Source organism: Pseudomonas sp. LB3P81, from assembly GCF_054897965.1.
In genome coordinates this window covers 5,262,054-5,272,430 of sequence record NZ_JBUBVG010000001.1, presented here as the reverse complement: position 1 = coordinate 5,272,430, position 10,377 = coordinate 5,262,054, and the positions used below count along the sequence as shown (strand labels likewise).

Here is a 10,377-nt window from a genome sequence, read left to right as displayed (position 1 = left end):
CGAGTGTCCTTATTCCTGATCCAGGTCGGCGCTTTTCTGCGCGATGGCCATGGCCGTGAGGATTTTTCTGTAGCCAGTGAATTCGTTGCGCGCATGTACGCTGAGGATGTTGTCCAGCAGGACCACGTCGCCCTTCTCCCAGGTGAACTCGACCATTACGTCGCGATAGATGCCTTGCAGGTGGCGGATGACGTCATCGGGAATGACCGTGCCGTCACCGAAGAAGGTGTTTTGTGGCAGGTCCAGCGGGCCGAATTCACGCAGCAGGTTGTAGCGAATGCTGTCCGGCAGGGTCAGCGCGTTGAAGAAGGTGCCGTGGTTGAACCAGATGCGCTCGCCCGTCAGCGGATGGCGCACGATCGCCGGGCCGTTTTGCCGGGTGCGCAGGCGATTGCCCGATTTCCACTCGGCCTGAATGCCGATCCTGGCGCAGTAGGCTTCGACTTCACCGCGATCTTCGCTCTGGAACACGGTCTGCCATGGCAGCCCCATGCCGTCGCCGTAGTTGCGCACGTACATGATGCGTTTACGCTGAAACGCCTCGCGCACGGCCGGGTCGATCCGCGCGAGGATTTCGCGGGTGTCGCCGAACGGTGTTTCGCCGCCGGTGGTCGACGGTGTGTCGCAGTAGAAGTACAGGTGACGCGGAAACACCGGCGAATAGGAGTGTTCGTTGTGCGGGAAGATTTTCTCCACCGCCGGGTAGTCGGTGGAGCTGTAGATCTTGAACTGGCCGGTGATCTGGGTCCGTGGCGAGGCGCGGAACAGGTACTCCAGCGCGCCGTCGGAAATCGCCGCCACGCAGCGGTTGAACTCGGCGATGTCGGCCACCTGGAAGCCACGGAACAGAATGACCGCATGCTCCAGCAGCTTGCTTTCGATCAGGGCGCGATTCTCTGTCGCCCATTCCACCAGGCTCACGCCAGGCACTGCCGGACGGCACACCAGCGGCATGCTGACGCCGTCGAACATCGGCGCAAAACTCACCAGCCGGGTCGGGTCGGTGGACAGGCTCTTGCGCGCACCGCGGCCGATTTTGGGAATGGACTTGGTGGTTGAAACAGTCATAAACCCCTCCAGAAAATGATGACGGCGGCGCCCGGTTGGCGCCGCCGCAATGAATCAGTCCGCCGCGGTTTGCGCTGCCGGCGTGCCACGACGGCGCTTGATCGCCATGCGCCCGCCCAGCAACGCCTTGCGTTGTTCGTTCAGGCGCGCATCGGCGCGGCGCTGCACATCCGTGGCCAGGTCCAGCAAGTCGCTGACCGTCAGCTCGTCGGCGCGCAACATCGCTTCCAGTACCGCTTGAATCTGTTCGAACAGGCTTTCCAGCGTGCTCGGCAAGTACTGCCCGGCGGGTGTTTCGAAACTCAGGTGAATGTGTTCGGCCTCGTTGTAGAACGCAGCGACCATGCCGATCTCGGCGGCTTGGCGGCCCGACGGGAAGTCCTCGACCAACAAGCCGTCCATGGACGGCAAGCGACCGACGCCTTCCTGATAGATCAACTTGATGTCGAACAACGGCGAACGCCCGGCCCGACGCGGCAAACGCAACGCTTCCACCAGTCGCTCGAACGGCAGGTCCTGATGGTCCGAAGCCTCCAGAACCGCGCGACGACAGGCTTGCAACAGTTGCCCGGCAGCCTGGTCAGCATCGACCTCCACTTGCAGCACTAATTGGTTAACGAAGAAGCCGACCATTTGTTCAAGCTGAACTTGATTTCGGTTGGCGATATCGGTGCCGATGCGCACGCGACTGACCTCGGTGCGCTGACGCAACACCAGGGTGAAACCGGCCAATAGCACCATGAACAGGGACAATCCACGCTGTTGGGCGAAGTCGCGCAACTGCTGACTCAAGGTCGCATTCAAGGTGAAATGCTGACTGGCGCCTTCCTGCGCCTGACGCTGATCGCCGTCGCCCGGCAGCTCCAATACCGTTTGCGGCTGGCCAAGGCGCATGACCCAGTAATCGAGCTGACGTTGCAGTTCACCGCCCTGCTCCAGCCACTGGCGCTGCCATTTGGCGAAGTCGGCGTATTGCACGCTGTGCTCCGGCAACTGCACCACGCCGCCCTGATTTAAGGTCGGATACAGCGCGACGAATTCATTGATCAAAATCCGGAACGACCAGTCATCCGCCGCGATGTGGTGCACCGTCAGCAGCAGCACATGCTCCTGATCCGCGACCTGCAACACCCGCACCCGCAGCAACGGCCCATTGCGCAAATCGAACGGCCGGGCGACTTCTTCACGGGCCCGTTGCGCGGCTTCGACGTCCGGCGCCGGCAAATGCCGCAAGTCGCTGATGGCGAAGTTCAACGGCAGTTCGGCGTGTACCCGCTGCCAGGCCTGACCGTCTTCCTCATAGAACGTGGTGCGCAACACGGCGTGGCGTTGCACCAGGGTTTCAAAGGTTTGCTGCAACGCCGACAGGTTCAACTCGCCGCGCAACCGCAAGGCGCCGGGCATGTTGTACATCGAGCTGTCGGGCTCAAGGTGCCACAGGAACCACAACCGCTGCTGGGCAAAGGACAACGGCTGGCGTTCGCCGGAAAGGTCCGCCACCAGTGCCGGGCGTTCGCAGACATTGGCGCCGTGTCGCAGACCTTGCACCTGAGTCGCGAAATCCTCCAGGCGCGGATGTTCGAACAGGCTGCGCAAACTTACCGACAGACCCAGGCGCTGACGAATCTGCGAAACGATCTGCGTGGCCAGCAACGAATGGCCACCCAACTCGAAGAAGTTGTTTTCGCGATCGACACGCGCAACCTGCAACACCCGCTGCCAGATTTGCGCCAGCTCGATTTCCAGCTCGCCTTGCGGCGCGGTGCCGGCCACGGCTTCCCAAACCTCTGGCGCCGGCAGCGCCGCGCGGTCGAGTTTGCCGTTGCGGTTGAGCGGCAATGCGCTCATCACCACCAGTTGCGCCGGGAGCATGTAGTCCGGGAGGCGCTCGCCCAAAGCCTGGCGCACGGTTTCGGTGAGTTGACGCGAATCGGCGTTCGGCAACACCGGCACGACATAGCCAATCAGTTGCTTGCCACCGACGCCTTCGTGCACCAGCACCGCGGCTTCGCTGATCATCGGCAAGCCTTGCAGGTGCGCTTCCAGTTCACCCAGCTCGACGCGGAAACCGCGAATCTTCACTTGGTGATCGATGCGCCCCAGGTATTCCAGCGCGCCGTCTTCGCGATACCGCGCCAGGTCGCCGCTGCGGTACAAGCGTGCGCCCGGCGTGGTGGAAAACGGATCGGCGATGAAACGCTCGGCACTCAAACCCGGACGCTGGTGATAGTGCTGGGCAATGCCGGCGTCACCGCCGATGCACAACTCGCCCACGCAGCCCGGCGGCAGCAGATGGCCCTCGGTGTCCAGCACGTACAGCGCCCGGCCCGGCAAGGCGCGGCCAATCGGCACGCCGATCAGGTTTTGCGTGTCGGCCAAGGTGCACAGGTGCGTGCTGGAAACCACCGTCGCTTCGGTCGGCCCATAGGTGTTGAGCAGGCGTACGTCGCCGAGACCGGCGGCATGCCAGAGCTTCAGGCCTTCCAGCGACATGGCTTCGCCACCGACGTGGACCTGACGCAAGCGACCTTTGTCGCGCTGAGGCTGCGCGGCCCACTCCTGAGCCAGCAAGTACCAATAGGCCGCCGGCAAGTCCGCCAGGGTCACGCCCTGTTCGATGATCTGCCGGTACAAGGTGTCGGTGTCCCATAGTTCATCACCGCGCAACACCAGCGCCGCGCCCACGCACAGCGGCGGGTAGCACTGCTCGACAAACCCGTCGAAGCTGAACGTGGCGAATTGCAGCACGCGGTCTTCGGCGCTGAGTTGCGAATAGTCCGCCGCAATCAGGCAAAACTCGCGCAGCGCGGCGTGGTTCAGGCACACGCCTTTCGGCCGCCCGGTGGAGCCGGAGGTGTAAATCAGGTACGCGAGGTCTTCGGCACAGGCGAGGTTGACCGGGTTGGCCGTGGAATAGCCGGCCAGCGACGCCGCCGTCAGCGCCAGACGCGGCAAGCCTTCGGGCAGCGCGACATCGGTCAGCAGGTCCGGTTGCGCCAGCAGCAGATCCATCCCACTGTCTTCGATCATGTAGGCCAGGCGTTCGGCCGGGTAGTCCGGGTCCAGCGGCACATAACCGGCACCGGACTTGAGGATGGCCATAAGGCTGACGATCATCTGCGCGTTGCGCCGTACCGACAGGCCGACCCGCTGCCCCGGCGCCACACCGTGCTCGCGCAGGCGATGGGCGAGCTGGTTGGCCTGGGCGTTGAGCTGTGCATAAGTCAGGCGTTCGTCGCCGACGATCACGGCCAATGCCTCGGGCGTGCGGGCCGCTTGCTGCTCGAAACGTTGATGCGCCAGCAACGGACTGTCCAGCTGCGGCGCGGCGGGACGCGAACCCAGCAATACCTGCGCTTTTTGCTTCGCGTCCAAGAGGCTGACGGCACCCAGCACCTGCTGCGGCTGCGCGACGAATTGCTCCAGCACATGCAGCAAGTTCGCTCCCAGCCGCTCGATCTGGGCAGCGCTGAACAAGGCCTGATCGAAACTGAATTCCAGGCGCAGGCTGGCGCCGACTTCGATGCCGAGGGTCAATGGGTAGCTGGTGATTTCGTGATTACACAGCGCGCCGAACGTCAGGCCCGCCGGTGCACCTTGTTTCAGCGCTTCGGCCACCGGGAAGTTTTCAAACACCAGCAAACTGTCGAACAGCGCGTTGCCCTGCTGTCCGGCCCAGCCCTGAATGTCGTAGAGCGGCACATGCTCGAACTCACGCAGGCTCAGGTTCAGCGTTTGCAACTCATTGAGCCACTGGCTGACCGGTTGCGCGGAGTGTGGCGTGGCAATGATCGGCAAGGTGTTGATGAACAGACCCAACTGTTGCTCGATACCCGGCAACGGTGCGGATCGCCCGGCAATCGTCGCGCCGAACGCCACGCACGATTGACCGGTGTAGCGCTGCAACAGCAGACCCCACGCGCCCTGCAACAAGGTGTTGAGGGTGACTTTTTGCTGCCGGGCGAAATCCGCCAAGCACTGCATCGCGGCGCTTTCGAGCGTCAGATGATGCTCGCCCATGCCACGCCCTTCGACCGGTGCCGGCAACGCGTGCGTCAGCAGCGTCGGGGTTTCGAGGTCGACCAGCGCCTGCTTCCAGAAGTGCTCGCCCGCCGCCAGAGGTTGCTGCTGAATCCAGCCAAGGTAGTCGCGGTATTGCCCCAGCGGTTTGGCCAGTGTCTGCCCGGCGTACTGTTGAATCACCTCGCCGAGCAACTGCGCGTTGCTCCAGCCGTCCATGAGGATGTGATGACTGGTGTAGATCAGGTGCCAGGCGTCGCTGCTTTTGCGCACCAGCATCAGGCGGAACAGCGGCGCGGCACTGAGTTCGAAACCACGGCTGCGCTCTTCGGCAGCCAGCGCATCGAGGTCGATATCGGCCGCCTCGATCACCTGCAATTGCAGGTCGATCTGGCGATGAATCACCTGATGCGCAGCTTCCAGACCCAACCAGTGGAAGCTGCTGCGCAGAATGTCGTGACGGTTGATCGCCGCCTGCCAGGCCCGACCGAAGGCCGCCAGTTCCAGCCCCTGAATATCCAGGCGCAGTTGGTTGATGTAGGCCTCGGCCTGCGGCTCATACAAGGTGTGGAACAGCATGCCCTGCTGCATCGGCGTCAACGGGTAAATGTCTTCGATGGCCGGTGCCGCGACAGGCAAGGCGTCCAGCTGCGCCTGGTTGATCCGCGCCAGCGGGAAGTCCGACGGCGTGACCTGACCCGCCGGCGTTGCGCAGCAGTGTTCGATCAGCACGGTGAGTTCTTCGGTGTAGGCATCGGCCAGTTGCTGAACGGTGCTGTCAGTGAACATGTCGCGACTGAAACCCCAATGCAGCGAGAGTTGACCGCCATAGACCTGGCTTTCAAGCGTCAGCCAGTTGGCCAGCGGCGCATCGTCACCCTGGGCCTGGCCGCCATTTTCCGCTGCTGGTACAAACAGCGCGTCCTCATCGAACTGGCGGTCGAACTGGCCGAGGTAGTTGAAGGTGATGCGCGGCGTTGGTAACCCTTGCAACGCTTCACGCTGGGCCGGCTTACCGAGGTAACGCAGCAGGCCATAACCCAGGCCTTTGTCGGGGACGGCGCGCAGTTGCTCTTTGATCGTCTTGATCGTGCTCGCCGTTTGCGTGTGAGGTTGCAGGCGCACCGGGAACAGGCTGGTGAACCAGCCCACGGTACGCGTCAGGTCGAGGTCGTCGAACAGGTCTTCACGGCCATGGCCTTCGAGCTGGATCAGTGTCGAGTTGTGCCCGGTCCAACGGCAAATCACCCGCGCCAGCGCGGTCAGCAGCAAGTCATTGACCTGAGTGCGATAGGCCGCCGGGGCTGTTTGCAGCAGTTGCCGCGTCAACCCGGCACCGAGCTTCGATTCGATTTTGTGGCCGTGGCGATGCTGCAAGTTGCCCAGCGGATTTTCACACGGCAGGTCGCGGGCATCGGCGTGTTGCGCCTGCCAGTACGGCAGTTGCTGATCCAGCGTGCGGGCATGCGCTTGCAGGTGTTTGGCCCAGTTTTGATAGGCGCTGGTTTTGTCGGGCAACGTTGCGGCGCTGCCACCCGCCAATTGCGCATAGGCCTGCTGGAGGTCTTCGTGCAGCACCCGCCAGGACACGCCGTCCACCACTAGATGGTGGACCGCCAGCAACAGGCGTTGCGTGCCGTCGTCGAGGCTGACCAGCAGCGCACGCAGCAACGGCCCGTCGGCCAGATCGAGACTGCGTTGTGCTTCGTCGCACAGGGCCGACAACGCCTCGGTCGACGCCGCGTGCCGCTGCCACAGCCCCGCTGTTTCAACCGGCGATCCGTGACACTGCTGCCAGCCATCGACACTCGCGGTAAACCGCAGGCGCAAGGCATCGTGATGGTTGATCACCGCCACCAGCGCGGCTTCAAGTGCTTCAGGGTTCAGCGCCTCGCGCGGCGTCAACAGCAAGGACTGGTTCCAGTGTTGCGGTTGCGCGATGGCTTGTTCGAAGAAGTAGTGTTGCGCCGGGGTCAGGATCACCTCACCGCTGACCGGCCCCTGGTCGATGGCACTGCGATTGTCGAATGCCGCCACCAGCGCGAGGCTGCGCACGGTCTGGTACTGAAACAGGTCGCGTGGGCTGAGACGGATGCCGGCCTGACGGGCGCGGCTCACCACTTGAATGGAGATGATCGAGTCGCCGCCCAGCTCGAAGAAGTTGTCTTCAAGGCCCACGCGCTCCAGACCCAACACGTCCTGCCAGATCTGCGCCAATGCCGTCTGCATGGCATCTTGCGGCGCGACGAACGCTTGTTGCGGTGCCGCGTCCGGTTGCGGCAGGGCCTTGCGGTCCAGTTTGCCGTTGGCGGTCACCGGCAAGGCATCGAGCGGCATCAGGTAGGTCGGCACCATGTATTCCGGCAAGCTATTAAGAAGCCAGCCCTTGAGGGTTTCTGGCCACTGCGCCTCGGCGTTTTCCAGCACCAGGTACGCCACCAGATGCTTGCCGCCCTGCACCAGAACCACCGCCTCGCGCACCAGCGGATGCTGCATCAGGCGGGTTTCGATTTCCCCCAGCTCGATACGCAGACCGCGCAGTTTCACTTGATGGTCGAGGCGACCGAGGTATTCGATCACCCCGTCGGCACGCTGGCGCACACGGTCGCCGGTGCGGTACAAACGCGCGCCGTCATGAAACGGGCACGGCACAAACCGCTCGGCCGTCAGCCCCGGACGACGGAGATAACTGCGCGCCAGACCAGCGCCGCCCAGGTACAACTCCCCCGCCACACCCGCCGGCACCGGCAGCAACTGCGCGTCCAGAACGTGGGTGCGTAAATTGGCAATCGGCCGGCCAATGGGCACGCTGTCGGCACCTTCGTCAACGCACGTCCAGTGGGTCACGTCGATGGCCGCCTCGGTCGGCCCGTACAGATTGAACAGACCGGCACCCGGCAATCTGGCGAACACCTGAAGCTGGGCATCCAGCGGCAGAGCTTCACCGCTGCACGCGATGCGTTTGAGGCTGGTGCAGGCTTCAACGCCCGGCTCGTGGATAAACGCCTGAAGCATCGACGGCACAAAGTGCAAGGTGCTGATGCCGTGTTCGCCGATGAGGCGAATCAACCGCGCCGGTTCGCGATGCGCGCCCGGCGGCGCCACCACCAGACGGGCGCCGGTCATCAGCGGCCAGAAAAATTCCCAGACCGACACGTCGAAACTGAACGGGGTTTTCTGCAACACCGAGTCGCTGCCGTCCAGCCCGTACGCCTGTTGCATCCAGCACAAGCGGTTGACCAGCGCCGCATGGCTGTTGCCGGCGCCCTTGGGTTTGCCGGTGGAACCGGAGGTGTAAATCACATAGGCCAGGTTCAGCGGATTCACCGCCACCGACGGGCAGGTTTCGCTATAACAGTCCAGCCAGTCCTCGTCCTGATCCAGTGCGATGACCTTGATGCCCTCGGTCGGCAGTGTGCCAACCAGGGCGCTCTGGGTCAGCAACACACCAATCGCACTGTCTTCGATCATGTAGGCCAGGCGCTCCGCCGGATACTCCGGATCGAGCGGCACATAGGCGCCGCCGGCCTTGAGAATCGCCAACAGGCCAATGACCATTTCCAGCGAACGCTCGACGGCGATCCCCACCAGCACATCGGGGCCGACACCCTGCTCGCGCAGGTAATGCGCCAACTGATTGGTGCACGCATCGAGTTGTGCGTAAGTGAGCTGACGGCCACCGAACACCAGCGCCGGCGCCTCGGGCGTGCGCAGGGCCTGGGCGTGGATCAATTGATGAACGCATTGCTCGACGGGATAAACTTCGGCGGTGCGGTTCCAGTCGTGCACCAGCACCTGTTGCTCATCCGCCGTCAGCATCGGCAGCTCGCCGACCCGCTGATTCGTATCCACCACCATCGCCTGCAACAGGTGCGTCCAGTGCTGCGCCATGCGCGCGATGGTCGGCGCGTCGAACAGGTCACTGGCGTAGGTCAGCGCGGCGTGCAACTTGCCGCCCTTTTCGTAGGTGTCGAGGGTCAGGTCGAACTGCGTGGTGCGCCCTTCCCACTCGATCGCGCCCAACACCAGGCCGGACGCGGTGCTGATGCTGGACATGTCTGCAACCTGCGGCTGATGGTTGTACATCACCTGGAACAGCGGCGTGTGGCTGAGGCTGCGTTCCAGTTTCAGCGCTTCGACCAGACGCTCGAACGGCAAGTCCTGATGAGCCTGGGCACCGAGGGCGGCTTCCTTGATGGCGCGCAGCAGATCGTCGACGCGGGTGTGACCATCGAGCTGTGTGCGCAGCACTTGGGTGTTGACGAAGAAGCCGATCAGGCCTTCGATTTCGGCACGGTTGCGGTTGGCAATCGGCACGCCGACACGGATGTCGGTCTGCCCGGTGTAGCGATGCAGCAGCGCGTTGAACGCACCGAGCAATAGCATGAACAGGGTGATGTTGTGTTTCTGCGCGGTGATTCGCAGTTGCTCGGCCAGTTGCGTGTCGACGGCGAATTCGTAGCGCGTGCCGCGATAGCTCGGCATCGCCGGGCGCGAGTGATCGGTAGGCAACTCCAGCACCGGGTGTTCGTCGCCGAGTTGCGCTTGCCAGTAATCGAGTTGGCGCGCCTGTTCGCCCGCCTCCAGCCAGCGGCGTTGCCACAAGGCGTAGTCGCTGTACTGAATCGGCAATGGCGCGAGTTGTGGTTGCGTGCCTGCCTCGTAAGCGTCGTAGCAACGGATGAATTCGTCGATCAGCACGTTCATCGACCAACCGTCGGAAACGATGTGGTGCTGGGTCAGCAGCAGGACGTGTTCCTGCTCGGCGAGTTTGAGCAGGGTGACACGCAGCAACGGGCCGACGGACAAATCGAAGGGCAGCACTGATTGTTGCTCGGCCGCCTGAGCGACAGCGCTTTCACGATCCGTGGCCGGCAACGCGCTGAAATCCACATGCTGGATGACCAGCGACGCGCTGGCCGGTACTTGCCGCAAAGTCTCGTCGGCCTGGCGCTGGAATACCGTGCGCAGGGTTTCGTGACGCTCCACCAGGCTGACGAAGGCCTGCTCCAGCGCAGGCAGGCTCAACTGTCCGGTCAGACGCACCGCGCCCGGCAGGTTGTAGGCGCCACTTTGCGCGTCCAGTTGCCAGAGAAACCACATGCGCTGCTGGGCGTACGACAACGCCTGACGATCCTCGGCCTCAACGCCGGCAGGAATCGGGAACCGGGCGAAATCAATGCCTTCCTTTTGCAAGGCCGCAAGGAACATCTGGCGCTTTTCCAGGGGCAACCCGATAAACCGGCGAGCAAGTTTCAAGGAGTCTTCAGCATTCATTTCTAAGCATCC

The 10,377-nt window shown here is 63.2% G+C and carries 2 protein-coding genes; both read right to left on the bottom strand.

The annotated features are described in order from the left end of the window. Positions 1 to 9: 9 nt before the first annotated feature. Positions 10 to 1,068 (bottom strand): TauD/TfdA family dioxygenase, encoded by a 1,059-nt coding sequence (locus ACYZTL_RS24520; RefSeq protein ID WP_461953894.1) that lies wholly within the window; start codon positions 1,066 to 1,068, stop codon positions 10 to 12. A 54-nt stretch (positions 1,069 to 1,122) separates the two neighbouring features. Further along, complete coding sequence (locus ACYZTL_RS24515; protein WP_461953893.1) at positions 1,123 to 10,365, bottom strand: amino acid adenylation domain-containing protein; 9,243 nt, start codon at positions 10,363 to 10,365, stop codon at positions 1,123 to 1,125. Positions 10,366 to 10,377 lie beyond the last annotated feature (12 nt).